General features: G+C 39.4%; 28 protein-coding genes. 1 reads left to right on the top strand and 27 read right to left on the bottom strand.

Annotated elements, in window-relative coordinates:
* Window positions 1-119: 119 nt before the first annotated feature.
* The 18 genes from D8863_RS04880 to pbp2b all read right to left on the bottom strand — a co-directional run bounded on the left by D8863_RS04880 (window position 120) and on the right by pbp2b (window position 14157).
* On the bottom strand, window positions 120-650 hold the full coding sequence (locus tag D8863_RS04880; RefSeq protein WP_125441254.1) for a hypothetical protein: 531 nt from the start codon (window positions 648-650) through the stop codon (window positions 120-122).
* Window positions 651-1391: 741 nt separating this feature from the next.
* Window positions 1392-2018 carry a TipC family immunity protein gene (locus D8863_RS04870; protein WP_049490013.1) on the bottom strand — a complete coding sequence of 209 codons (627 nt, stop codon included), beginning with the start codon at window positions 2016-2018 and terminating at the stop codon, window positions 1392-1394.
* Between the two features lie 179 nt (window positions 2019-2197).
* Window positions 2198-2725, bottom strand: a complete 528-nt coding sequence (locus D8863_RS04865; protein ID WP_125441253.1) for a thiol-disulfide isomerase — start codon at window positions 2723-2725, stop codon at window positions 2198-2200.
* A gap of 85 nt (window positions 2726-2810) precedes the next feature.
* Window positions 2811-3335, bottom strand: a complete 525-nt coding sequence (locus D8863_RS04860) for a thiol-disulfide isomerase (protein WP_125441252.1) — start codon at window positions 3333-3335, stop codon at window positions 2811-2813.
* An 86-nt stretch (window positions 3336-3421) separates the two neighbouring features.
* Window positions 3422-3955 carry a thiol-disulfide isomerase gene (locus D8863_RS04855; protein ID WP_125441251.1) on the bottom strand — a complete coding sequence of 178 codons (534 nt, stop codon included), beginning with the start codon at window positions 3953-3955 and terminating at the stop codon, window positions 3422-3424.
* Between the two features lie 51 nt (window positions 3956-4006).
* Entirely contained in the window at window positions 4007-4636 is a 630-nt protein-coding gene (locus tag D8863_RS04850) for a hypothetical protein (RefSeq protein WP_125441250.1), read from the bottom strand.
* Window positions 4633-5259, bottom strand: coding sequence for a hypothetical protein (locus tag D8863_RS04845; protein WP_125441249.1), 627 nt, complete (start codon window positions 5257-5259; stop codon window positions 4633-4635). The genes D8863_RS04850 and D8863_RS04845 overlap by 4 nt, the downstream gene beginning before the upstream one ends.
* Window positions 5256-5870 (bottom strand): hypothetical protein, encoded by a 615-nt coding sequence (locus D8863_RS04840; protein ID WP_084881679.1) that lies wholly within the window; start codon window positions 5868-5870, stop codon window positions 5256-5258. Before D8863_RS04840 ends, D8863_RS04845 begins: the two co-directional genes overlap by 4 nt.
* Window positions 5867-6496, bottom strand: coding sequence for a hypothetical protein (locus D8863_RS04835; protein WP_049519039.1), 630 nt, complete (start codon window positions 6494-6496; stop codon window positions 5867-5869). Before D8863_RS04835 ends, D8863_RS04840 begins: the two co-directional genes overlap by 4 nt.
* Entirely contained in the window at window positions 6493-7128 is a 636-nt protein-coding gene (locus D8863_RS04830) for a hypothetical protein (protein ID WP_125441248.1), read from the bottom strand. Before D8863_RS04830 ends, D8863_RS04835 begins: the two co-directional genes overlap by 4 nt.
* Window positions 7125-7733 (bottom strand): hypothetical protein, encoded by a 609-nt coding sequence (locus D8863_RS04825; protein ID WP_000780963.1) that lies wholly within the window; start codon window positions 7731-7733, stop codon window positions 7125-7127. The genes D8863_RS04830 and D8863_RS04825 overlap by 4 nt, the downstream gene beginning before the upstream one ends.
* Window positions 7730-8356, bottom strand: coding sequence for a hypothetical protein (locus D8863_RS04820; protein WP_070568383.1), 627 nt, complete (start codon window positions 8354-8356; stop codon window positions 7730-7732). The genes D8863_RS04825 and D8863_RS04820 overlap by 4 nt, the downstream gene beginning before the upstream one ends.
* Window positions 8353-8970, bottom strand: a complete 618-nt coding sequence (locus D8863_RS04815; RefSeq protein WP_125441247.1) for a hypothetical protein — start codon at window positions 8968-8970, stop codon at window positions 8353-8355. Before D8863_RS04815 ends, D8863_RS04820 begins: the two co-directional genes overlap by 4 nt.
* 14 nt (window positions 8971-8984) lie before the next feature.
* Entirely contained in the window at window positions 8985-10580 is a 1596-nt protein-coding gene (locus D8863_RS04810; protein ID WP_125441246.1) for an LXG domain-containing protein, read from the bottom strand.
* On the bottom strand, window positions 10571-10942 hold the full coding sequence (locus D8863_RS04805) for a hypothetical protein (RefSeq protein WP_260469742.1): 372 nt from the start codon (window positions 10940-10942) through the stop codon (window positions 10571-10573). Before D8863_RS04805 ends, D8863_RS04810 begins: the two co-directional genes overlap by 10 nt.
* Entirely contained in the window at window positions 10930-11205 is a 276-nt protein-coding gene (locus D8863_RS04800) for a TIGR04197 family type VII secretion effector (RefSeq protein ID WP_125441245.1), read from the bottom strand. Before D8863_RS04800 ends, D8863_RS04805 begins: the two co-directional genes overlap by 13 nt.
* 302 nt (window positions 11206-11507) lie before the next feature.
* Complete coding sequence (gene recR / locus D8863_RS04795; protein ID WP_125441244.1) at window positions 11508-12104, bottom strand: recombination mediator RecR; 597 nt, start codon at window positions 12102-12104, stop codon at window positions 11508-11510.
* A 10-nt stretch (window positions 12105-12114) separates the two neighbouring features.
* Window positions 12115-14157 (bottom strand): penicillin-binding protein PBP2B, encoded by a 2043-nt coding sequence (pbp2b, locus tag D8863_RS04790; RefSeq protein WP_125441243.1) that lies wholly within the window; start codon window positions 14155-14157, stop codon window positions 12115-12117.
* Between the two features lie 255 nt (window positions 14158-14412).
* On the opposite strand from pbp2b, the gene D8863_RS04785 reads away from it, so the two are divergent.
* A complete protein-coding gene (locus D8863_RS04785) occupies window positions 14413-15264 on the top strand; it encodes a MurR/RpiR family transcriptional regulator (protein ID WP_125441242.1) in 852 nt (283 codons plus the stop codon).
* Between the two features lie 135 nt (window positions 15265-15399).
* On the opposite strand, the gene D8863_RS04780 is transcribed toward D8863_RS04785, so the two are convergent.
* From D8863_RS04780 to D8863_RS04740, 9 genes are all read right to left on the bottom strand, one after another.
* Complete coding sequence (locus D8863_RS04780; RefSeq protein ID WP_044020398.1) at window positions 15400-16164, bottom strand: class I SAM-dependent methyltransferase; 765 nt, start codon at window positions 16162-16164, stop codon at window positions 15400-15402.
* Between the two features lie 329 nt (window positions 16165-16493).
* Window positions 16494-17378 carry an ROK family protein gene (locus tag D8863_RS04775; RefSeq protein ID WP_125441241.1) on the bottom strand — a complete coding sequence of 295 codons (885 nt, stop codon included), beginning with the start codon at window positions 17376-17378 and terminating at the stop codon, window positions 16494-16496.
* 17 nt (window positions 17379-17395) lie between these two features.
* Window positions 17396-18313, bottom strand: a complete 918-nt coding sequence (locus tag D8863_RS04770; RefSeq protein ID WP_125441240.1) for a dihydrodipicolinate synthase family protein — start codon at window positions 18311-18313, stop codon at window positions 17396-17398.
* Window positions 18314-18484: 171 nt separating this feature from the next.
* The gene (locus D8863_RS04765) at window positions 18485-19129 is read right to left on the bottom strand and encodes a DUF624 domain-containing protein (RefSeq protein ID WP_125441239.1); all 645 of its coding nucleotides are present in this window, start codon (window positions 19127-19129) and stop codon (window positions 18485-18487) included.
* 20 nt (window positions 19130-19149) lie between these two features.
* Window positions 19150-19602 (bottom strand): NanQ anomerase/TabA/YiaL family protein, encoded by a 453-nt coding sequence (locus D8863_RS04760; protein ID WP_000575429.1) that lies wholly within the window; start codon window positions 19600-19602, stop codon window positions 19150-19152.
* 389 nt (window positions 19603-19991) lie between these two features.
* A complete protein-coding gene (locus tag D8863_RS04755; RefSeq protein WP_001183243.1) occupies window positions 19992-20831 on the bottom strand; it encodes a carbohydrate ABC transporter permease in 840 nt (279 codons plus the stop codon).
* Window positions 20832-20846: 15 nt separating this feature from the next.
* Window positions 20847-21713 carry a carbohydrate ABC transporter permease gene (locus D8863_RS04750; protein ID WP_161801140.1) on the bottom strand — a complete coding sequence of 289 codons (867 nt, stop codon included), beginning with the start codon at window positions 21711-21713 and terminating at the stop codon, window positions 20847-20849.
* Window positions 21714-21932: 219 nt separating this feature from the next.
* Window positions 21933-23261: an extracellular solute-binding protein gene (locus tag D8863_RS04745; RefSeq protein WP_071851252.1), complete on the bottom strand. Its 1329-nt coding sequence runs from the start codon at window positions 23259-23261 to the stop codon at window positions 21933-21935.
* Window positions 23262-23374: 113 nt separating this feature from the next.
* Window positions 23375-24073 (bottom strand): N-acetylmannosamine-6-phosphate 2-epimerase, encoded by a 699-nt coding sequence (locus tag D8863_RS04740; RefSeq protein ID WP_125441238.1) that lies wholly within the window; start codon window positions 24071-24073, stop codon window positions 23375-23377.
* Between the last annotated feature and the right edge of the window lie 116 nt (window positions 24074-24189).

Raw genomic sequence — 24189 nt, 5'->3', positions numbered from 1 at the left:
AGAAACTCAGATTGAGACATATCACTAATCTGCTCCAAGATCCTCTCTCCAAATATCCTTGTCGGTCACATCAACCCAATTTTTGGGGCTAAAGCGACTAGAGTAGATGGAGGTCCAGTTTACCTATCCACCACTTGAGCTTCAAAGTGTGCTGGCTTGTCGTCTACATTGGTGATCGTGATCGTATAGGGAGTTTCTTCTGTCACACCAAATACTTCCTTTATCTCCCCTTGAACCACTATTCCATCACTTTCTAAATAGATGCTTTTACTCTTATCATTTGATAAGTCTTTGCGCTCTGTGCCATCTTTGGAAATAATAATCTCAGTTATTGACTGCTTCTCAACATTATAAACCGTATTACTTCCTTTCATACCCCATCCTTTTCGACCGGACAATTTTAACTTCGCATCATCTAATTTTTTAAAATGTAGTTCCGAATTATACTCTAGCTGATCTGTATTGGGATAAACTCTCAGTTGAACACTTTGACTTGGTTGCAGAGTGTACTTACCAGCATTTAAAACCACACAAATAAAGACTGCCGCAAACGAACCATACAACAATCCGATGATCATTCTTGAGAGACTGCTTTTAAAGTGCCGTAAAAGTAGAAATAAAGACACAATAAATAACACGGGTGTTAGCATTTTAGTTTTCCTCTCTCATCACTATTAAAATCCAGAAGAACTGTGGCCCTCAATCCCTCCTTAAAAGAGAGTATATTTTCCAACCCAAAAGAAAGCAGACCAAAGCTATCGAATAGTAGAAAATTTTCTGAAGCAAATGATTTAAAACTATCTTTCTCATCTGATTCACAACTGTATATAACTGATTCATCGCATTGTCCGAGCGTTGTTCCCAAACGGTCACTGAAGAACCTGTGTTACTTTCAATCACAGCTTGATTTTCACTTGCTAATTTCAAATATCTCCCAGCATGATACAACCGCTTTTCCCCATTTAACCAACTAATTTCAACACTCTTGTCTCCTTGTAATCGATTATTGTAACTGATGGATACCGCTTGATTCTCAGAAGAAATCTTACTTTCAATTTGATTATAGTCATCCACCACTTAGATAAGGCCGATGTTCTTTCCATTTTCTTTTGAGGGCACTAGATGAATATGCTTATCAAGAGCATGCCAATCCTGATCATTTTTATCTTGAATCAATTTAACCATACTACTATTCACATCCATCTTAGAAAATGAAATATATTGGTAGATCGGCTTAATGATGAACAATACCATATAAAAAAGGAAAAATAGGATAGACTTACTTTGATTTCTCATTTACTGCTCCAAAGTAACTTTTTTTACAAAATATTCTTAAGAACTCTGTCATGGCAACCTGCCTTTATAAAACTATTACCTCGTCGTTCCGTTTGTTATTCGGTTCTCCATATATCCTTAACTGTCACTTCTCCCCAATTATCTAGGCTAAAACGACTGGCATATATGGAAGTCCAGTCTGCCAAGACTTTGTGACGGAGTATTTCATCTGCTTCCCTGCGAATCTCATCGGCAGTCTTTCCATGCTCCGTTAGAAAGGCTTCTACTTGAGACTGATGATAATATCTCACGCTTTTCTCATCGTGATACCACATAAATCGTTCTAATTGCTGATTGTTTACATCGTACAGGTAATCTACATTTATGGTTGTCTCTGTATCTGGCAGTCTCAAACGCATCTCTATCCCAACTTTCGTCATCTCCTGAAATCCAAAATAAAAATAATAACCTAGAGATTGAATAGTATTTGGTAAATCTACACTTTTATAATCAATAGAATGAATAGAAATTTCTTGAGAATCGTTGTCCACAAATTTTAAACTTTTTAACTTATAAAAAGCTCGTCCTTTCCAGAGAAATGTATAATTGTGATAATCACTTTCTTCGTAGTATATTTCATCAAAAATATTATGAACTCTCTGATATTTATAGTACTGAAAACCAGAGAAAGATAATAATAGAACTATTAGCAACGAAAAAATTACAAATTTTCTCTTCTTCATCTAATCACCTCATCTCTGTCAACTCTTGATTACCTGTTTCAATATTTCGAATGAAATTATCAATACTTGGGTAATTTTTTTGTAGCTCATCTACGGTATCTTTTTCTAGTAAAATCCCTCAACACCTCTCGTTGTTCATACAGCATTGTGTTGAGCAAGAAGCTTCTTTCTCTGGTAAACTATCCATACAAAGTCTGATACATCGTTTCCATGAAATCCTCAAGCTCTTTTTGAACAATTTTTAATAGTCGTTCTTCTTCAGCTTGGGGGATAGTCACACTCTCTTTTATATTTTTTTCATTTATTTGAAAATAGGCGCTAGAAACTAAATCAAAGTTCTTATCCAATTCATAGAGTACACTAGTTATTTTACCATCTATCTCTATTCTAAGATAAGCAGTAACCCCATTCCGTCCCGGATTTGAGATATTCAAATCGATGTCTCCTTTTATCTCTATGGAGTCAATTCCTCCATCCAAGCGAATAGCTCCATCGGGAGGAACGACATAGCCCGCTTTACGGATGTCAGGTGCATATTTTTCTGATGCCATCAAATGTTGTAAGACAACTATATTGTCCCTCTCTTCAAAGGAGGTTTTTAATTGCATATGTTCTTGGTGGTTTTGATACTGAAAATAAAGATTCAAGCCAGTAGCTAAGGCAATTACAGAACCAATAACGATCAGTATTTTTTTAAGTCCCGACATTTTTTTCACTCCCTCTGTCTAAATAATCATAGAAGTCTTGTTCATACAGCATTGCGTTGAGTAAGAAGTTACTTTCTCTAAAAATCTAACCATACAAGGTTTGATATATCTTTTTCATGAAAGACTCAAGCTCTTTTTGAACAATCTTTAATAGGCGCTCTTCTTCGGATTGAGAGATGTTCACTCTCTCATTTATATTTTTTTCATTTATTTGAAAATAGGCGCTAGAAGTTATATCAAAGTTCTTATCCAATTCATATAGTACACTAGTTATTTTACCATCTATCTCTATTTCAAAATAAGCAGTAACCCCCCGTCCACGATACGATATTTTCAAATCGATGTCTCCTTTTATCTCGATGGAAGCAATTCCTCCATCCAAGCGAATAGCTCCATCGGGAGGAATGACATAGCCCGCTTTACGGATGTCAGGTGCATATTTTTCTGATGCCATTAAACGTTGTAAGACGACTATATTGTCCCTCTCTTCAAAGGAGGTTTTTAATTGCAAATATTCTTGGTGACTTTGATACTGAAAATAAAGAGTCAAGCCAGTAACTAAAACAATTACAGAAGCAATCACGATTAGTATTTTTTTATGTCCCGACATTTTTCTCACCCCCTCTGTCTAAGTAATCTTAGAAAGTGTTGTTCATACGGCTTTGTGTTGAGCAAGAAGTTACTTTCTCTAACAATCTAACCATACAAGGTTTGATACATTTTTTTCATGAAGTCATCAATCTCGCTTTGAACACTTCTCAACAAGTAATCTTCTTCGGCTTGTGAGATAGAAACAATCTCTCTTTTCCCGTTACCATTTTGCTGAGAATAGCTGGAATCAATTAAATTCAGATTTTTATCTAAAATAAAAGTTATATGTGTTTGTTTTTCATTAACTTGTGTAATGAAAAACAACTGAAAATCCTTAGCATCCTTTTTTGGAGGGCTAATTTTCAAATGTAACTCTCCTTCTATTTCTAATGGATAAATAACTCCATCCAATCGAATAGCTCCGTCAGAAGGAATAGTATAACCTGCCTTGCGGATGTCAGACGCATATTTTTCTGATGATGTCAAACGATGAAGAACTTCAATTCTTTCATTTTTTTCAAAAGCTTCTTTTAAAGCACTAGATTGTTGGAAATGATTGTAAGTAAAATATAAAGGAATCGCTAATAGGAACAAGGACAATACAATCAACCACTTAAACTGTTTTACTTTATCTAACATTCGCCTTTCCTCTATCAACACTCTCTTTCAAATAGGTAAGATTATCAGTTCTCACTCGCCTTCCTCGTCGTCATAAACTGGCTCGCCATGGATTTTGATGTATTCTTCATTCCTGCGGTCGTCTTCTTCCCAAACCGGGTCTCTTACATCGTCCATAAACGGAATTTCTTCCAAACTCAGCTCGTTAGCCTCTTCATAACTCATCGAAAGGATATCCTCATGCCGTTTTTTAAATTCCTCCACACTTAACCAGCTCTCTTTATCATCTTGGCTAATCTGACCATCAATAGCAGTCGCAATTTCAATGGCCATAATATACATAGCTCGTTTATCAACAGTGAGAAGGTCAAAGTGGGTAGAAGCGATTCTTAAACATTCGCCTTTCTCACGAAAGTCCGACATGATAGCATCTTCGTAATCTAGCTGTATATATTCACATTTATGGGATAAAAAATCATATTTTATCCCTTCCTTTATTTGGACACTCCTCCATCTAACATCATGAGTTTCCTTGTCTAATTCTAAGTGAATAGAAAGTTTATCGATTGGTAAATCTAGATACCCAGCATACGATAAATCTGGCTCTATTCCATCTTTTTTCTCAAACCACATCCTTTTCGCTAGTTCCATGTAATCAAATGGAATTTCTTTGGTGTAATCGCCTTTGATGTATAGTCTCACTCGTCTTCCTCGTCGTCATACACACGTTCACCATGGATTTTGATGTATTCTTCACGAAGGCGCTCTTCTTCATCCCACAAAGTTTCCTCTACAGGTTTCAAACTTTTCAGTTCCTCCACGCTGATATCGGTTGCTTTATCGTAACTTAGTGATAAGACATCCTTGTGCAACTCCTTAAAAGTCTCTACATCCATCCAGGTCTCCTTGTCATCCTCGCTAATCTGACCATCAATGGCAAAAGCTACCTCGACTGCCATGATATACATAGCACGTCTATCAACCGTTAAAATATCCGTATGTGTCGTAGCAATCCTAAGGTTTTCTCCACGTTCTCTCCCATCAGTAATAAAATCATTTTCAAATTCTAATTGAATATTTTCATCAGAAAACGAATTCCAAGGGTCACTCTTGTCATATGGTATATGATTCCATCGCTTATCATTAAATCGCCATTTATCAAATTGAACTCCAAAAAAGAAATCATCCTGTAACATAGCATCATCACCAACATTGGAGAAACTTATTTTCTTGCCATTCCGTTCTTTAAACCACATCTTCCAAACTAGTTCTATAGTAGTAAATGTTATTTTTTTAGCATAATCACCTTTGATGTAAATTCTCACTCGTCGTCCTCATCGTCATAAACACGTTCGCCATGGATTTGGATGTACTCCTCACGCTTCCTATCCAATTCTTCCCAGATGGGATCGTCAATAGCTTTCAAAACCTTTATCTCTTCTAAACTAATATCGACTGCTTCGTCGTAGGTCATATTCAGTAGGTCTTTATGTTTCGTTTTGAATTCTTCAACACTCAGCCAAGTTTCTTTGTCGTCCTCGCTGATTTGACCGTCAATGACAGATGCTACCTCAATCGCCATGATATAGAGCGCTCGCTTGTCAACCGTTAGAATATCCTTATGAGTCGTGATTATTCGAAGATAGTCTCCTTTTTCTCGCCCATCACTTTCATAAGAATCTTCAAAATTTAAATTTAAATTTTCACGCTTAAAAGTCGCCCAAGAGTCTTTTCCTATTCTAAAATCAGCCATTCCCCAACGCTCATCATTTGAAGAAAATTTATCTAGAGTTAAACTCAAATAAAAATTATCATCAAATGCATAAGAAAAACCAACTTTCACTCCCTTACGTTCTTTGAACCACATTTTCCAAGGATATTCCATACAGTTTTGGTATATACTAGTTTCGTAGTTGCCTTTAAGATATAGTTTCACTCGTCTTCCTCGTCGTCATAAACACGTTCACCATGGATTTTAATATATTCTTCGCGAAGCCGTTCTTCTTCTTCCCATAGCGGATCTCTTACTGGTATCATTGTCTTTAATTCTTCCAAACTAATTTCAACCGCTTCATCATAAGTCAGTGAAAGAACATCCTTGTGCAACTCCTTAAATGTCTCTACATCCATCCAGGTCTGCTTGTCATCCTCACTGATCTGCCCGTCAATAGCAGAAGCTACCTCGACTGCCATGATATACATAGCACGTTTATCTACGGTTAAAACATCTATATGGGATGTTGCGATACGTAGATAATCTCCACGTTCTCTCCACTCTGTAATGAAAGTTTTTTCAAATTCAAGTGTTATACTCTCATATTCCAAAGACAACCAAGGATTACTAGGAATTATAAAAGGAGCCTTATCCCATCTTTCGTCAACTGAAGACCATTTGTGTAACCGAACACCAAAGTAAAAATCATCCTGCAACATCTCATCATCCCCGACATTTGAGAAACTTATTTTTTGACCATTTCTTTCTTTAAACCACATTTTCCAAACAAGCTCTCTTGTCGTAAAGGTTATTTTTTGCTTAAAATCACTTTTGATATATATTCTCACTCATCTTCCTCGTCGTCGTCCAACTCTACCTCTCCATGGATTCGGATATACTCCTCACGCTCCCTATCTAATTCTTTCCAGATGGGATCATCAATAGCGTCAATCGTTTGAATTTCTTCCAAACTCATCTCATTTGCTTCCTCAAAGGTTAGAGATAAGATATCTTTATGTTTTTCCTTGAATTCCTCGATTGTTATCCATGTTTTCTTGTCATCTTCGCTAATTTGTCCATTAAAGATTGTGGCAATCTCAATGGCCATGATATAGAACGCTCTTTTATCAAGAGTGAGCAATTCAAGATGGGTAGAAGCCAAACGCAAAAAGTCTCCATTTTCGCGAAAATCAGTTACATAAGCATTCTCAAATTCCAAATTTAGATCTTCATCAATTTGTGAATAAAAACGGTATTTTATCCCTTCTTGTATCGGAACATGCAACCAACGTTCATCATAATCCTGTTTATCTAGTTTTAGATGAATTGCTATATCATTCCTATCTCTGATTTGAAGAAAACCAGAATAGGAGAGTGGGATGCCTTCTCCTTGATAACTTTCAAACCACATCCTCTTCGCTAGTTCTAAATAATCAAATGGAATTTCTTTGGTGTAATCACCTTTAATATATAGTCTCATAAATCTGAGATATCGCCTCCATGTGCTAGTATGTATTCTTTTCGACGATTAGCTTCTTCCTCCCAAAGAGGGTCGTCTACAACATCCATCGTTTGAATTTCTGTCAAACTTAGTTCATTTGCTTCTTCAAAAGTCAGAGATAGAATAGCCTCGTGCTTTTTCCTAAACTCCTCGACTGTTAGCCATGTCTTCTTATTATCCTCGCTAATTTGCCCGTCAATCACCTTTGCAATCTCAAGCGCCATAATATACATAGCCCGTTTATCAACTGTCAAAATTTCTAGATGGGTGGTTAAAATACGGAGATAGTCACCCTTTTCATTATAATCTGTAGCAAATGCATCTTCAAAATTAATTTCAATACATTCTTTAATATGTGAAAAGAGACTTCTTACCCCTTCCTTTAGGGGGACACTAGACCATCTCTTATCAGCAGTGCTTTTCCTCAAGGATAAATTTGAGAAAAAATCTTCTTGTAATGCATCATTGTTCCCAGCATTTGAGTAAGAAATTTGCTCATCTTCTGGAAACCACATTTTGCCAGCTAGTTCCAAATAACCATAAGGTACTCTTTTTGTATAATCGCCTTTTAAGTATAATTTCATTCTTCCTCGTCGTCATAAACTGGCTCGCCATGGATTTTGATGTATTCTTCATTCCTGCGGTCGTCTTCTTCCCAAACTGGGTCTCTCACATCATCCATAAACGGAATTTCTTCCAAACTCAGCTCATTAGCCTCTTCATAACTCATCGAAAGGATATCCTCATGCCGTTTTTTAAATTCCTCCACACTTAACCAGCTCTCTTTATCATCTTCGCTAATCTGACCATCAATAGCAGTCGCAATTTCAATGGCCATAATATACATAGCTCGTTTATCAACAGTGAGAAGGTCAAGGTGCTTAGAAGAAATTCTTAAACATTCACCTTTCTCACGAAAATCCGACATCATTGCATCTTCGTAATCTAGCTGTATATATTCTGACTTATGGGATAAAAAATCATATTTTATCCCTTCCTTAATCTGAACACTTTTCCACCTATCATCATGAGTTTCCTTATCTAATTCTAAATGAATAGAAAGTTTCTCGATTGGTAGTTCTAGAAACCCAGCATACGACAAATCCGGCTCTATTCCATCTTTTTCCTCAAACCACATCCTTTTCGCTAGTTCCATGTAATCAAATGGAATTTCTTTGGTGTAATCACCTTTGATGTATAATCTCACTCATCTTCCTCGTCGTCATCCAACTCCACTTCTCCATGAATTCGGATATACTCCTCGCGCTTCCTATCCAATTCTTCCCAGAGGGGCTCGTCTATCGCTTTCATAACCTTTATCTCTTCTAAACTAATATCGACCGCTTCGTCGTAGGTCAAATGCAACAGTTCTGCATGTTTCGTTTTAAATTCTTCAATACTCAGCCATGTTTCTTTGTCGTCTTCGCTGATTTGACCGTCAATAGCAGATGCCACCTCAATCGCCATGATATACATCGCACGCTTGTCAACCGTCAAAATATCTAGATGAGTGGAAATAATTCGCAAATAATCACCTTTCTCACGCCCATCGCTTTCATAGGAATCTTCAAAATCCAATATTAGATACTCATATTTAAATGAATTCCACGGATTATCTCCTATTTTAAAATCAGTCCCCCCCCAACGCTCATCATTCGAAGAAAATTTATCCAGACTAACGCTAAAATAAAAATCATCATCACGTGCGTAAGAAAAACCAACTTCCACACCTTTGCGTTCTTTGAACCACATTTTCCAAGGAAATTCCATACAGGCTTGGTATATACTAGTTTCGTAGTTACCTTTAAGATATAGTTTCATTTGCTCTCCTAGTTTCAATAATTTTTTTGGTATGTTTTCCAAATTCTATCAAATATCTCTTCTTTGACACTCTTTGATAGGTTTCTCAATTGAGGATGATTGTTTACAAAATTCAGGATAGAATTTTTACCAGTAATTCCATTTATATCTAAGTGAGCGTCGACATTGTAGCCTGACTTCCCACTTCCAGATTGAACCTGAAAAACTCCATCACCATTAGTACCACTGCTTGGCTCCCAATCTACACGAAGCTTCACTTTTCGATTTCCCACTCGGGCTTCAATTTGTTTACCACCCTTACCAGAAATGGTCTTACTCGTCGGTCTATTTGCCTTCCAGCTGTCGTAGTTGCTAGAATAATTAACCTGAATTTCGCCATTTTGTATGGCTGTCTTTGTGATAGCTGATAAGCTAGTTACTGCTCCACTAGCTATCAGTACATTCCCATATTGTACCCCTGATACAGATGCTGCCGTACCAGCTACGATACTTGTCCCTGCTGTTGGCGGACCAGCCATGATACTCAAGACTTCAAGGGCGCCACTTGCAAAGTAAACTCCCAATCCAGAGAATATTTGAGCTACTCCACTCCAAAATTCGACTGAATTTGCTTCAAAGTTTTGTGCTTTTAGTTCATCAAACTTTTTGTTAACCAAGTGAGTATAGTCCGCATCGTATTTCCCATTTTTTGAAACGACATAGCCTTGTTCCAAGGGGGAAATTTCAATGATATTCCCTGTTTCATCAATCTTAAGAGTGTGATTGTAGTCGTCAATTATTTTATCCCATTCGGACTTGTCGTGGCCTTTTAAACGCTTCTTTAATTCGGCACGATAGTAGGCATCACCATCTTCCGATAGCATCATATCCCTAGAAGCTTTATTGATGGCACGAGTTTCTGAATCTTGAAAATCTCTTTTTGCATGCGAAACAATCTTCACATCCTTCATCTTCTGCACCCAGCTCATGTCCAGACCGTCCGCATAGTAGTTGCCATCGCTATCGACAATGATTTTACTTAGTTGCGTAGCTCCTTGAATCGCTAAGCTAAGGACTTCTAGACTATCACTGAAATACTGGGAAACCTCTGAGACAAAGAATTCTAGTTTTTCAATCTTGTCATCCAAATCCTGAATACCCGACTCGATTTGAGACTTAGTATTGTAGAGGATGGTCTTCTCAGAGAAGGCTTTCCCCCAATTGAGACTAAAGAAATCTTTGATTTGATTTAGCCAGTTCTCCCTCGCTTGAATCTGAGCTTCTACGATAGCTAACTGCTCTTCCCTCAATTTTTTCAGTTCCTTGAGCTGGTCCAGGTCCAAATCACCATATCCTGAGACCTGAGCATCTGCATTTTTGTAGGAAGTCAACTCTAGTTGGATATCATCTATCGCTGCTTGTAACTTCTTGATGCTAGGGATGATAATCTCTGTAAAGAGACCCTTCCCAGCTGTGTAGGCTGCTCCTGTCAGCTCACCTGAGTCTAAAGAGGAAATCAGGTGGTCACATCCACTAGATAAGCGGTCCGTGACTTCATTTGCGACTTGGAGATTGTTAGTCATGGCCTGAATCAATTCTTGGGATTCTTGTGCACTGTATTTTACTCCCATGGTAGCCGGTTCCTTTCTGATATCAGTTCTTCTCTGGCTTCATCGAAAGACCGACGTGCCTTCTTCGTTTGTTTTTCCAAGGCATCCAGTTCCTCTTCTACATAAGAGTTGACCTGTCGCTGAATGGTTCTATTATCACTTTTGATTTGCTCTATCACCTGACGAGAACTAGGCGAGATAGCTAATAGAGTCGCCATACGATGGTGGATACTCTGGATTTCTGAGTGAAAGTGAGTTAGCTGCTGTTCATATTGTCTTTTTAGAGTCTGGAGATTTTCTTCCTTATCGTCAATCTTAACAATTTCTCGCCAAAGTTTGTAGCGTTTTTCTTCGTTCTTATCAGCCATTTTTAATGTTCCCATCTCTTAGCCAGTTCTACGTCACGTTTTTCAATCTTATGAGCAATTTCTGGAAACTTATTTGCTTGGGTCAAAACAGCCGAGCTGAAATCACTGACTGCCTGAAGCATTTGATTGCAGGCCTGACGTCCCGCTTCCATCCCAGCGATTTCAGAAGTATACGAAAATTCTACTTGCTGATTTTGCTTGTTGCTCGTGTCATACCCAACCAATTCATTAATAGCTACCTCTGCTGCTATCGTGCTAGATTTTATCTTTCCACCCATACTTCAAACTCCCTTTATTCATTGTATATTGACCATATCATAACACAAAAATAGTACGATTTCAAAACAAATCCTAAGGGCAAGTGAGCTCATCTCCTTAGAGTAAACTCTATCGCTCAGTGAATGAGTTTGACAAAGACGCCACTAGTGATTTTGGAGACCCGTTTTCTGATGCCTTATAGTTTGAGTAGTCTTATTAGCAAGGCTTGTTCACCTCTCGTGAGAAACAGAAAAAGACAAGCCCTAGAAAAATTCCTAGGGCTTGTCTTATGTGTCAAAATGAGCTACGTTTTTACTGACTCCTACAACTCTGTCCGATTTTCAATGGCTCGTAAGAGTGTGACTTCGTCCGCATACTCGATATCTGCTCCCACGGCTAGTCCTCGTGCTAGGCGAGTTACCTTGATACCAGCGGGTTTGAGGAGACGAGAGAGATACATAGATGTCGCTTCGCCATCAGCCGTCGCATTGGTTGCCACGATCACCTCTGAAACCTCGTTATCCATGAGACGAGTCATGAGACTCTTGAGGTTGATATCGTCTGGGCTGATGCCATTCATCGGAGAAACAAGGCCATGCAAGACATGATAGAGTCCGTGGTATTCTTGGATATTTTCCATAGCAGCCACATCGCGACTATCCTCTAGCACCAAGATGGTTGTCTGGTCTCGAGTCGGATCCGTACAGATAGAGCAGGGGTCATCATCAGTCAAGCGACCACAGATGGAACAATAGGTCAATTCCCGCTTGGCAGAAAGGAGATTTTTAGCAAATTCATTGACATCGTCATCAGACATTCCAATAGTATAGAAGGCCAGACGGGTAGCCGTCTTAATCCCGATACCCGGTAACTTCGAATAACTGTCAATTAGCTTAGCAATAGGTGTTGGATACAGCATATGTTCCTTTCTAATTCATTGGATGATGTTGGTTATAGAGGTTGATAATATCGCGCGCAATAGAAGGTCCGACACCATTTGTAAGGTTGGTGTTATGAGGGAAGACAACAGCTACAGCGATTTGAGGATTATCTGATGGTGCATAAGCCACAGCATTGGTATTGTTAGCTTTTTGACCTCCCTCAACATAACTTTCGGCAGTACCTGTTTTACCACTAATGGATACAGCTGCACCATTGGAAAAGGCACGACCTGTCGTCAGAGCACTCCCACCATGTGAAACTTGATAAAATCCTTGTTGGAGGATGGAAACATCAGACTCAGAAATATTAATTTTATTCATTTCCTTGGTATCAATAGATTGGATTAAGTTCCCTAAGCCACCTTGTTCATTATTTCCATAAATTCCCTCAACAATGTGAGGTGCAATTCGAACACCATTGTTAGCAATGGTTCCAACATACTGGGCCAATTGCATTGGGGTGTAGTTATCAAACTGACCAAATGCATTGGTAATGTAATTAGCAAAATTATACTCTTTTGGTATAAAACCAGTTGACTCATCTGGAAGATCAATACCTGTTGAGGCTCCAAGACCATATTCAGCAAATGTCGAACGAAGTTTCCCCATAGCGGATTCTAAATTGTTAGTTAAAACAAACATATTGGGTTGATAGGTCTGCCCCATAATGCCCAAAGCCGTTTGAACCATATAGGCATTAGAAGAATACTCCAAGGCTTCCACAGCTGTAATCGGGAATGAACCGTAGGCTTGAGTATACCAAGAATTAATCGGAGCTGAGCCTTGGAAGACAATCGGTTGGTCTGTCAAGGTCTGGTTCCCTGACAAGACTCCATTCTCCCAACCAGAACTGATGGTCGCCGCCTTGACAACCGAACCTGGGACAAAGACATTGGTTATCGTTCCAAGCGAATCTGAACTTAATTCACCGGATTCGACATTATGCTTGACACCCGACATCGCTAGAACTGCACCGGTTTTAGGATTGAGGGCTACAGCGTAGACCCCTTCAGAGTATTTAGCTCCACCGTTACCCAACTCTGAGTTGAAGTAGCTCTTGAGTAGGTCATCTACACCATTCTGGAAAGTTAGGTCAACCGTTAACTTGATATTGTTTCCTTTGCTTCCTTCTTCGACATTTTCCACACTTTCCATATTTCCGTGTTTGTCGAGGTGGATTTCTTTGACGGAGCGTTTGCCTTGAAGAACATCTTCATATTGCTTTTCAAGATAGGAAGTTCCCACTCGGTCATTGAGAGAATACCCTTTTTTGAGATAAGCATCAACTTCCTCAGCTGGAAGTCCTGACTTCTCATTTGAAACGCTACCAACGATTGTTGATAAAGATGTATCCAGTACTTTACGATCCCATGAGGTTGAAATGCTGATACCTGGTAATTCCTTGGACGCTGATGCAACGAGAGCAACTTGGGTATCATCTAAGGCATCCGTAGAAATGGTACCCGTCGCAAAATTTTCAACGGCATTGAGCTGACTAAACAGATAGATTTCCTTTTTCTGGTCATCTGTATAATTGAGTTGACTCACGTCAATACTTTCAACCGCATTATTGTAGAGGGTCGCTTCTGGTAAGCGGTTCCCATCTGAATCTAGGCGTTTATCACTTGGCAAGGATTCGACTGTTTTTTTGTAAACGTCCTGGTCCGCCAGGTAATAATCTGCAATCTGACGATCTGTCAAATCAGGGGAGGTTACATTCACATATGTGAGAAGTTTCTTGGCTGTCTCCTTCAATTCTGCTGCCGTCATTTTATTGTTTCGTGTGAAAGAAACAACCTGCTTGACAGTGTTTTCTACCAAGGGTTTCCCTGCTGCATCATAGATTTGCCCACGAGCTGAACTGGTTGTTACCCTTGTCTGGCTGGCTGAAGCCAATTTTGTTTCATAGAAATCTTTATTGAGCACCTGCATATATAACAATCGACCAATAATGGCCATAAACAACAGGATAACAATGGCAAACAGTAAATTAAGCCGAATAGGAATCGAATGGCTATTGAATTTTCTCATACAACTAAGACTCTTTTCTAGAAAAATTTCCGATTTTCACCTTTATTACATATAAAATAATAGAGCAAACAGGTGAAGCTCAGTACTTTTCATTGTACCATATTTTACGGAGAAACTCTTGGAAAAGTAGAAGCATTTTTTGACTTTTAACTGAAAATGCCTTTTTATTTGGTTATCCTATCTTCTATGATATAATGATGTTAATAAGCAGGCAATCGTCAACTTTTAAGAGTTTGACTTATGAAAAGGAGCTCCATGAAAAAGCAGGATATCGCAACCATAATCGACCTCCATTTTGAAGAATTAACCGAGCTTGAGCAAGAAATCGCTCGCTATTTTTTACAACCTGAAACAAGTCAAGATGATCTTTCTTCTCAGCAAGTTACCCAGAAATTACATATCTCCCAAGCAGCGCTGACCCGCTTTGCTAAAAAGTGTGGTTTTACAGGTTACCGAGAGTTCGTCTTTCAATACCAGCATCAGGCTAGTAAACAGGATACTCATTCCCACAAACACAGTCCTTTGACTAAACGTGTTTTGCGAAGCTACAGTATCATGCGAGAACAAACACAGGATTTGATCGACGAAGAACAACTGGAGCGCGTTGCCCAGTTAATCGATGACGCTGAACGAGTTTACTTTTTTGGGACGGGAAGTTCTGGTCTGATTGCCCGTGAGATGAAACTGCGCTTTATGCGTCTGGGTGTGGTCTGTGAAGCCTTAACCGATCAAGACGGCTTTGCATGGACGACCAGCATCATGGATGAAAATTGTTTGGTGCTCGGCTTTTCTCTATCTGGCACTACCCAATCCGTTCTAGATAGTTTGCTGGATGCCAAGGACATGGGAGCCAAGACCATTCTCTTTACCAGTTCTCCTAGCAAAGACTGTCAGGCCTACACCGAAACAGTCCTAGTCGCAAGTCATAGCCAATCTTCTTACATCCAGCGTATTTCCGCTCAACTCCCTATGCTCTTTTTAACAGATTTGATTTATGCCTACTTTTTGGAAATCAATCGCGAGAGCAAGGAAAAAATCTTTAACAGCTATTGGGAAAATAAAAAACTCAACGGCTATCGTAGACAAAAACGCGCTAGAAAATCCTAGTTTGGTTGGACCAAACTAGGATTGTTTTGTTTTGAAATGGTAATAGGCTCCCAACATCCCTGCTGTATTTTGGTGATGGGCAAATTCTAATCGTAAAATAAAACGAGCTATGCTTCAGAAGTACGTTCTATAATATCATAGTTTAATGCAAAGTGTTGCGATATAATCATTTCCATACCGTGATAATCGATGTCTTTTGTCACAAGATTCATAAAAATCGATCATAGCGAGACCGTTTTTTAGTTGTCCTCTAATCTGTGTTTCTAAGGTATGGCTAAATTCATATCCATATTCTGGATTGATGGTGATTTTGCCTTCCTCTTCAAGCTCTCTTGAATTAAAAGGTAGTGCAAACTTTAAAAGTAATTCCTCATCGGGTTTGTCCCATACAGTGTCAGCATCATACATGTAGATCCAGGGATTCATAAATCCGACCATTAACAGTCCACCCTTTTTCAATACTCGAGAGGCTTCTTTATACATGTTTTCTAAATCTTCTATATATACATTTGAAACTGGATTAAAAATAATATCAAAAGTTTCATCTTCAAATGGAAATGGTTTTGTCATATCACCTTGAACGGTATTGATTTTTAAGCCTTCTCTTTTAGCAACCATTTCATCTCTTTCTAATTGTGATTTAGAAAAATCCATAATGGTGACATCATAACCTTTTGCAGCAAAAACGGGACCCTGCTGTCCACCACCACAAGCTAACCCTAATATCTTTTTTCCCTTGGCTTTTTCAAACCATTCTGTTGGAACTTTTTTCCCAACAGTTAAGGCAACAGAAATTGGATGCTTTCTAACTTCTTCTAATTCTTCATGTGTCAATGGCTCAGTATAGTCGTTTTTTACATTATTCCATCTATCTTCATTTAATTTTATATAATTACTCATCTTACAATCTCCTCGTAATTTTATATGATTTCGACTTCAGGTGAATAGGTTGCCATTACATTTTTTTCACCTCTACAAATTCTAATTTACCAATTTTCGCCCATCTCATTATATCACTTTTCCACATTTTCTCATTTACTCAAGCTAAATATCAATTCAATGGATGATAGAATTGCTCTCTCCTTAACTTCTCATGCAAGTCGGTTATTTTCTCCTAGTTTCTCACGATTACATCCTTTGGCTCAAATTTTTCAATAAAAAAAGAATTAAGCAAAACAGTTTTCACTCAAGTAGTGATTCAGTGTTTTTCTTAATTCTATAGTTCCAAACTAAGATTGTTTTGTTTTGAAATGATAATAGGCTCCCAACATACCTGCTGTATTTTGGTGATGGGCAAATTCTAATCGTGTTTTTTCAGCTAGACTTGGTACCAAGGCCGCCTTCAAGGCTGTGCGGATCTTTGGTTTGAGGATAGCCTCTTGTCCCATGATACCGCCACCGAGAATGACTACTTCTGGATTGGCAACGTAGCAAATATTTGCCAGACCTTTTCCTAAATAGTCTACCATGCGGTCAATACCAGCCATACAAATCTTGTTTCCTTCGGTAGCTTCCTTGAAAATGCGTCGGCCATTCCACTGATCGACTGAGTCACCATGAGCTGCTGCCACATATTCTACCAAAGCTGTCGTAGAAGCAAGATCCTGAAAAGCTCCATCCTGCATATGCATGTAACCAACTTCGCAGGCCGAATTGCTAAATCCATGGAAGACTTTCCCATCCATAATCAAGCAACCACCGATACCAGTTCCAATGGTCAAGCAAAGAGTGACACTCGCTCCCTTTCCAGAACCAGATACTGCCTCAGCTAGACCTGCACAGTTGACATCATTTTCAATTTCACAAGGGATATTAAAGCTCGTCTCGATTTCCTTCTTGAACTGGGTTCCTGCATAGTTGGGAATCTGAGGTCCAGCGTAGAAAATCTCCCCCTTATCAGGATCTACCATCCCTGCCGAAGAAATGGCAATACCTGCTACTGGGCCCTTTTCTAAATAGCTGGCTACGATATCTTTTGTCTTTTGTAAGATATGGGGACCACCCTTTTGCGCCTCAGTTGGCATTTCATGCGATTCAACAAGTTGGCCTTCTTGGTCAATCAAACCATATTTGATGTTGGTTCCACCGATATCAATTGCAACGTAGTGTGTCATAAATACCTCCTTATGGATTAGAGGAAGCGCTCCTTGGTTTCACGAATCAATTGAGCAGCTGCTTCTACAACTGGACGATCTTCTTCAGTCACTGGTGTCAATGGTGAACGAACTGATCCAATGTTAAGTCCTTCATTGATCTTCAAGACTTCTTTGATGACACCGTACATATTTCCATGTGCAGCAGTGAGTTTGCCAATGATCGCATTGATAGCGTATTGCAATTCACGCGCTGTTTCCAAGTCTTTTTCAGCAATCAACTCATTGAGTTTCAAGAAGAGTTCTGGCATCGCACCATAAGTACCACCGATACCAGCCTTAGCACCCATGAGGCGACCACCTAAGAACTGTTCATCTGGACCATTAAAGACGATGTGGTCTTCTCCACCAAGGCTGACAAAGGTTTGGATATCTTGAACTGGCATAGAAGAGTTCTTAACACCGATAACACGTGGATTTTTCAACATTTCTGTATAGAGACTTGGAGTCAAAGCAACTCCTGCCAATTGAGGAATGTTATAAATCACGTAGTCTGTGTTTGGAGCTGCAGAACTGATATCGTTCCAGTATTTGGCAACTGAGTATTCTGGCAAGCGGAAGTAAATCGGCGGAATCGTTGCAATGGCATCTACTCCCAAGCTTTCTGCGTGGCGAGCAAGTTCCATACTATCCTTTGTATTATTGCAAGCAACGTGAGCAATGATAGTCAATTTTCCTTTGGCAACTGCCATGACTTCTTCCAAAATCAATTTGCGATCTGCCACACTCTGGTAGATACATTCACCAGAAGAACCGTTGACATAGAGACCTTGAACTCCCTTATCAATGAAGTATTGAACCAAGGCACGCGTACGCTCTGGACTTACTTCTCCTTGATCATCATAACATGCGTAGAAGGCTGGAATGACACCTTCGTATTTTTTCAAATCTGACATAGATTTTCTCCTAAGATTTCTTTTTTCTGCTGAGAGCAGTTCTATTTTTTTACAAGTTTAGTATACACCTTGTGAAAATCGCTTTCAATATCTTGTATACACTTAGATTTTAGTTTCTACCTGTATTTTAGAAACTGTAACGATTGAAAGTAGTTTCAGAAACACCTCATCCTACTGGTATTTGGCGAAAATTTTCTCCATCAATCCTGCTTGGAGAAAGACCAGCAAACCAAAACCAAAGAGGATAAAGGCTGACCCACCCAAAAGGAGAGTGAAGGCGGATAGATAAAGAACCATCACTATGAGAAAGAGAATAGCTAACATGAGGAAGAACCATGGAAAGTTAAAACTTGCCAAGATAAGCCCTTTTTGCAGCACTTCTTTCCATGACAAATCATAGCGCGCAGCGATGGGATAACTAGCCAGCATCACCAGAGTGACGAAGATGAGAATCCCCAAACAAATAGCTTTCACAATCTGGAAAGGTAAAGCTGTCTGGCCCCAGAAAAGATAGAGGTCTAAAAGACTTAGCAAAACTATGCCCAACTCTAACAGACCTAACTGAAGCCCCAGTTTCAGATTTTGCTTGAAGGCTCTTAGATAAGTTCTAAATACTGGTACCCGTCTGCTTCTCTTAATCTCAAACATGGTCTCGTAAAGGCTGATTTTCGCCACTCCAATCGTCACAATGGGCAAACAAGAGACGACAAAAAGAAGATTGACTGTGACGATATCCAAGACCTTCTCACTGAAACGCATGAGAAAATTATCTGTATCAAATGCTGCCTTGATAAGGCTTACTCCTTTTTGTGCCATGTTTGCTCCTCCTGATTCTTTTAATCAATCAAAATTTTAAAGAGATATTTGCGAACCTTTTCTTCCATCCCTGCGTAGCCATTTGGCTGGTGTGGTTCTCCGGGGAAGAAAATCGCAAAATTGTGATAGCCCAACAAGAGTGGGTATTTTTCATGACAATGGACAAAGCCAATGTCGCTCGCTTCGTCGAATGCTACTGCTTCGTCTTTGATACGTGAACCGTAGCTCGAGTATTCATGTCCTTCTACCAGCAAATGCAAGTCTGCATAGTTCTTATGGTGCTCAAATTGATCATTTTCAGCTTGATTGAGAACATTTTCCTGAACAACTAGAAAGACCTTGTCCCCGTCAATCTCATACTTCCCGAGTTCGAAAGAATCTTTACGGTGCTGATAGAGATAGTCGATAGCCTTGTCTAGATTGGGATGGATCCCCTTGTAAAAGGCGATGTTTTTCAAATCGTCAAAAATCATACTGTTTCCTTCGTTTCTGATAGTTACTAGTTTTCAGTTTCGAATTATCCTTTCTCTATTTCCCTGTAATAGTGCGGATGGAAGCAAATTCCTTCGGAATTTCATTCCTAATTTTTGAGCCTTTCACTCCTTCATCGTCAGTCTCAAAAATTCCGTCTAAGATAAGCGTAAGATGCTTATCTTAGATACCACTAAAGCGGGAAATAGTTACCATAAAACGAACCTACTCTAACTAGTATCATGAAAAGAGTTCATTCTTAAGTTTATAAGTGTCTGACAAAACTTCACGAAGTAACTGCATACTCTCCATTTTGTAGACACTTATAACTCTATATTTCCATGGCATGTCAAGACCACTTCTGCAATCTTGACACACTAATTTACTTTTCTTAACCTTTGACCGCTCCCATAGTAATCCCTTGAGTGAAGGATTTTTGGAAGACAAGGAAGACCGTTACGATTGGCACGGCTGCAAGAGCTGCACCCGCCATGATCAAACCATAGTTGGTTGCCATTTCAGCCTGCATGGTCGCAACCCCGAGTGAGATAGTCAAGTTTTGACGTGAAGTTAACATAACCAACTGCATAAAGTAGTCGTTCCAAGTATTGATGAAGGTAAAGATCGCAAGGGCTGCAAATCCTGGTTTCACGATAGGGAAGGCTACGCTCCAGAAGGTACGAATCTCACCACAACCGTCGATTTTAGCTGATTCAAGCAATTCTGTTGGGATGTTTTCGCTAAATTGTTTCATAAGGAAGACCCCAAATGGCCATCCAATCAAAGGCAAGATAACTGCCCAAAGAGTATCGTGAATTCCCATGAAGTTAACGATACGTACCAGTGGTACAAGGACAACTTGTTTTGGAAGAGCCATGGCAGCGATAAAGACTGCAAAGAGGATGCGTTGACCATAGAAACGTTTTTTAGCCAAGACATAACCTGCTAGAGAAGAGGTTGCGCAGACTAGGAACATGGTTACCAGTGAGATAAATACAGAGTTCCACATCCACTGCATAGCAGGGTTTTGCACCATGAGTTGTTGGAAGTTCTCCATGGTTGGCATTTTAGGGAACCACTGTGGCGGAATCATAATGGTATCAGGCTGTGATTTGAAGGCCCCTGTCAAGATCCAGTAGAATGGAAAGATGAACAGTACGGTCAACAAGAGCAAGATAATCGTTGAAATAACAGTGAAAGCTGTTAAAGGTTTCTTTTGTGTAGGTTGCATAACTGTCTCCTTTCTTTAGTATTCTACGTCGTTTCCGAGGATCTTGAATTGAGCAAAGCTGACAATGGCAATCATCACTGCCAAGAAGACACCGATGGTATTTGCATAGCCGTATTCTGTCAATTGGAAGGCTTTTTCGTAAAGGTAGTACATCAAGGTACTTGTTGAATAGTTTGGACCACCAGAAGTCAAGAGCTGAATCAAAGCGAAACATTGGAATGAGTTGATGGTTGTAATGATCGCGATGTAAAGAGTTGTTGGAAGAAGGCTAGGCCATTTGATCTTCCAGAAGACTTGAAACTCAGTCGCACCGTCAACACGCGCTGCTTCAACAAGTGAGTTGTCAATATTTCCCATGGCAGCGATATAAAGAATAATCGGTTGACCAACAGATGTTGTCAAAAGGATAATCATAATCGCTAGCAAAGCCCAGTTTTTATCACCAAGCCAAGAAATGTTTTGGCTGATGATGTGGCTTGACTTAAGGACAAAGTTTAGAATCCCTGATAGTGGGTCATAGATCCACTTCCATACAACCGTTACGGCAACACTACCTGTAACTACAGGAAGGAAGAAGACGAAACGATAAAAAGAACGGGCAATGGCATTTTGATGATAGGTTTGAGATGCTACAAAGAGCGAGAAGAGAACCACAATCGGAACAGATCCAATAACCAGGATAACGGTATTGATCAAAGACTTCACAAAGACAGGGTCTTTAAACATGCGAATGTAGTTGTCCAAGCCCACAAACTCAAATTTAGTCATGGAGTAGTTAAAGAAACTTGTAATGAATCCCATAATCATAGGAGCCAAGACAAAGATGACAAAGAAGAATAACACTGGTGCTAGGAAAGCGTAGGAAATCACTGTTTCCCGCATACGAATTTTATTGACTTTCACAGTCGGCACCTCTCTTTCAAATAGAATAGTTTTTGATTTTCTTGAACTGTTTTAAAACCAAAATGAAATTTTTTAAGATTCGCTTATGTAAGAACTTCATTTTAATTTCGTGACAGTTCCTACCATTTCAAACAAAAGTCCCCCTTTTCTTACACCATAGTGCACAGGGAAAAGGGGGGAATCAATCTGACTTAGTGCTTATTGTTTTGTAGCTTTTTTGATTGTTTCGTTAGCTTTTTCAGTGAAGGCTTTCAAAGCATCCGCTGGTTTTTCGTCACCATTTGATACAGATTGCAACATTGGGAACCAAAGTGTTCTCATTTCAGCAAATCCATCGATAGTATTGTAGTATGGTGAGTAGTATTTAGTCCAGCCACTGATTGTTTCCATACGTTTGTCTTCATAAAGTTTACCAAATGAAGTACGAACTGGGAAGGCACCTGTACGAACTACGTCTTTAGGACCCCATTCTTTGTCATCTGCGATGAATTGAACGAATTTCTTAGCAGCTGCGATTTTCTTATCGTCTTTGTTGTTAAATACTGCAAATCCGTTTACAAGGTATTCAAGAGATGGTTTACCAGAGTCTGATGGGAATGGTACTTCTACCACGTCTACCTTACTTGCTTCCAAGAGTTTCGCTTGGATACCGTTTTGAGCTGGAGCCCAAAGGATTGTGTATGAAGTTTGACCGTTGGCAAAGTTTTGGATATCTGCTCCACCGTCAAATTGTGAACCATTGTTCAACAAACCGTCTTTAATCCAGCTAGCAGCTTTTTCAAGACCTTTGACGAATTTAGGATCGTCTGTTGTATATTTGGTTACGTCTTTGTCTGTTACAGAACCGCCATAAAGGTTTGCAACGAAGGCACGTGTTCCTTGGTCTCCCCCTTGACCAGAACTGAACAATGAACCTGGCGTATATCCTTTATCTTTAAGCGCTTTCAAAACTTTTTCAAAGTCATCAGTTGTCCAACCTTCTTTTACAAGGTTTGCAACTCCAGCATCTTCCAACATTTTCTTGTTCATAGCCATGTAGAATGGAGCTGAACTGATTGGATACATGTAAGCTTTATCTCCAGCCTTACTTGCTTGTACGATGTTTTCGTTGTTGACATCTTTGACGAATTCGTCTGTGAAGAGGTCGTTCAACTCAGCCAATTTACCATTTTTACCGTATTGGATGATACGTCCTGGTGCGTCAAAAAGTACGTCTGGCGCTGTTCCTGCTTCGATGGCTGTTGTAATCTTTTCAGGACCTGACTTGAAGTCGATAGTTTCCAATTTCACTTTTACATCTGGATTTGCTTTTTCAAAAGCTTCGATGATTGATTTTTCATAAGTTCCAACACCGTCACCAGTTTTTTCTTGTGTGAAGACTGGGAATGCCCACCAAGTGATTTCTGTTTTTCCGCTATCGCTACTAGAACTTCCAGCATCTTTACTTCCACCAGAATTACCACAAGCCGCAAGGCCAAGAATCGCAGCACCCGCAAGTACTGTACAAGCTAGTTTTCTAAATTTCATCTGTATTCTCCTAATTTATAAGCGTATCCATATTGGATAATGAGTTCTTTATATTTGTATACGTTTTCATTTTGTCCGACGCATCAACCACTCTCCTCTGTTTTGAGATTGTGTTATTTAAGACCGGCAACAAAGCGTTCCGTAATCTCTTTTGGTCTAGTAATCGCTCCACCAACAACGATACCTCGCACCCCATACTCAAGGATTTGCTTAGCTTGTTCTGGTGTATGAATTTTCCCTTCAGCGATGACATCCACACCGGCATCACAGAGTTTTTTGATCAGTTCAAAGTCTGGACCATCTACTTTAGGACTATAAGAGGTATAACCTGATAGGGTTGTTCCAACAAAATCAATCCCTGCATCGACCGCTGCTATTCCCTCTTCAAAGGTACTGGTATCAGCCATTAAGAGTTGATGCGGATACTTTTCTTTGACTTGTCGGATAAAGTCCTGAATTTCCAAACCGTCGTAACGTTCACGTTTGGTACAATCCAGAGCAATGACCTCAATGTCGAGTTCAGCCAATTCATCAACTTCTTTCATAGTAGCTGTAATGAAAGGCTCCTGTGGCGGATAGTCACGTTTGATAATCCCGATAATCGGGAGTTTCGTAACCTCCTTAATCTCCTTGATATCACGAACACTATTTGCTCGGATACCGACTGCTCCACCTTGCTCAGCCGCTTTGACTAGCAAGGGGATAACCCCTCCCGCTTCTGTATAAAGCGGTTCGTGAGGAAGTGCCTGGCAAGAGACAATGATTCCATCTTTGATCTGTTCAATCAAGGCTTCTTTGCTGATCTGTGGCATCCTCTTTCCTCCCTTTCTTGTTCTTATGGGCTTATTATATATCATTTGTTAAGCGCTTTCAATAGCTTGTGGTAGAATAGATTTCAGTTTCAAAACTATTTTATAGAACAGACTAT

The sequence above is a fragment of the Streptococcus oralis genome (assembly GCF_003943825.1).
GTDB lineage: Bacteria > Bacillota > Bacilli > Lactobacillales > Streptococcaceae > Streptococcus > Streptococcus oralis_CD.
This window is presented reverse-complemented; position numbering and strand designations above follow the sequence as displayed.